2 protein-coding genes are annotated in these 1,999 nt (G+C 37.1%); one reads left to right on the forward strand and one right to left on the reverse strand.

Features of this window, described 5'->3' with window-relative positions; genetic code table 11:
* Positions 1–293 precede the first annotated feature (293 nt).
* Entirely contained in the window at positions 294–1,403 is a 1,110-nt protein-coding gene (locus B4237_RS06805; RefSeq protein WP_007481767.1) for a transglycosylase SLT domain-containing protein, read from the forward strand.
* A gap of 57 nt (positions 1,404–1,460) precedes the next feature.
* On the opposite strand, the gene B4237_RS06810 is transcribed toward B4237_RS06805, so the two are convergent.
* Positions 1,461–1,844 (reverse strand): SCP2 sterol-binding domain-containing protein, encoded by a 384-nt coding sequence (locus B4237_RS06810; RefSeq protein ID WP_004651955.1) that lies wholly within the window; start codon positions 1,842–1,844, stop codon positions 1,461–1,463.
* Between the last annotated feature and the right edge of the window lie 155 nt (positions 1,845–1,999).

Consider the following 1,999-nt stretch of genomic DNA (forward strand, 5'->3'; position numbering starts at 1 on the left):
AAATTTTATTCTTTTTCAAATCAGATGTTTGTGATGTATTTCTCTCTTTTTTATTGTTCAAAATTTGACAATCACTTTTTTGACGATTATTATGCGCCCCTAAGTTAGTTTTTGTTTATTTTTTATACTTTTTGTAAATGTTGTGAAACATTTACATTGCGTCCCTTTAACTCAATGTCATTTTGAATGACGTTCATGACTTGCCCACCCCTTATTGAATTTATCAACTTTAAAAAGCTAAAGCCTTGTTTTGCTGAGCTTTTAGGGCATAAATTACCTGTAGCGGAGACAACATGCACAGTAATTCAAGTTCTGGGTCTAGGCCTAGCCTTAACTCTTTATCTTCCAAACGTCCATTTCAAGCTTTAGCCTTAGGTGTTGCGATTCTACCTTTTAATAGCTTGAATGCAGAAAAATCGCATCAATACAACACTGTTGTAAACACAAATGTTTTAACTGTCGTTGCAGTTGAAAATCCAACCACAGTTTTTAAAGAAGGTCAGTTCTTACATGGTTTTGGTTATGACTTAGCACGTAACTACGCACAAAGCCTGAATGTAAAACTTGATTTTAAAACAGTACCTGATAATGCCACCGCATTAAAATGGGTAGCACAAGGTAAAGCAAATCTTGCGATGACTACAGCGAACCTTGCTTCGATTGAGGCTAAACAGCTTGTTTCATTTTCAGCGAGTTGTGGCGATCAAGGTACTTTAAGTAAAAATGGTTTAAATCCTCAATTGAATTGGGTCTTTAAACAAGCAGATGATCCTCTTACTTTAACAGCAAGTGGTTTTGTTTGCCAAAGTAAGCAAGCTGGTACTACACAACAGTTAGCATCTTTTTATAATCGAAATGTGGTAAAACCAGAGTCATGGTCAACGATTCAGAAAGATTTAAATCAGCGTTTACCGATTTATAAAGCCAGCTTTAAGCAAAGTGCTGCAAAGTATGATTTAGATTGGCATCTCTTAGCCGCGATTGGTTATCAAGAATCTTATCTAAAACCTACATCGGTGTCTCCCACGGGTGTACGAGGCCTAATGATGCTAACGAGCGGTACTGCTCGAGCAATGGGTGTGACTAATCGTACTGATCCTGTCCAGAGTATTCAAGGTGGTGCTAAGTATTATGATCTAATGTTAGATCAATACGATGACATCCCTTTTCCAGATCGTAACTGGTATGCCCTAGTCGCTTATAATATGGGGCCTGGTGCAGTGAACCAGATTCAGAAACGTATCAAAGCACAAGGCAAAGATCCGAAGCAGTGGGTCAACTTATATGACTATTTAGAGCGTAACAAAGCACGTAATGGCCGTTATAAGCAAGCTTTACAATATGTCACGCGTATCCGCACTTATTTAGAGCACATGAAAACCAATAATCGTATTGAAGTCTAACCCAATAGGCATAAAAAAAGCTTACCATTTGGTAAGCTTTTTTTATGCGAAAATAAATTAAGCAGTTTGCTCAAGTACTTTCTTGAATAAATCTTTTTGCTCTTGGCTTGGCTTAGCAGTTTGTAAAGCCATAAGCTGAGACATGTCGCCTTGTACTTTGATTTTACCCGTCATGAATGCTTGCATCGCAGCAGCCATATCAAACTCAAGAAAAACTTTACGCAAAGTTTCAGCATCCATATTTAGAGTTGTTTTAGCATTTGAAGACAAACCCTTTTGGATTTTACCTGCATCTAAAGCTAATTCGGTGTTACCAGCTGCATCTGTTACAACTAAGTTAATCGCTAAATTCGCAAGCGCTGGTGGTAAGTTTAAATCACCCGCTTCAGCAGTAAGTTTTTCAACAGTTGCAAACCAATCATCAGTTAAAAATGCAGCCATGATTATTCCTCAAATGTATTTGTTCAATTTCTTGTGCCGGCTATCCAGACGACATCTCATGAAGCAATTTGCTCGTGCCCTGTTATAGCATGTAATTTTTATTTTAGGCTATGATTTTTTGTACGCACTATTCAATTTTTAAAAAAATTATAAAA

The organism is Acinetobacter sp. UBA6526 (assembly GCF_002434875.1).
In the GTDB taxonomy this organism is placed as follows: Bacteria; Pseudomonadota; Gammaproteobacteria; order Pseudomonadales; family Moraxellaceae; genus Acinetobacter; species Acinetobacter venetianus.

Bases quoted from the DNA above. Each gene is read 5' to 3' on its own strand.
- B4237_RS06810 (WP_004651955.1), bottom strand. From the start codon at position 1,844: ATGGCTGCATTTTTAACTGATGATTGGTTTGCAACTGTTGAAAAACTT.
- B4237_RS06805 (WP_007481767.1), top strand. From the start codon at position 294: ATGCACAGTAATTCAAGTTCTGGGTCTAGGCCTAGCCTTAACTCTTTA.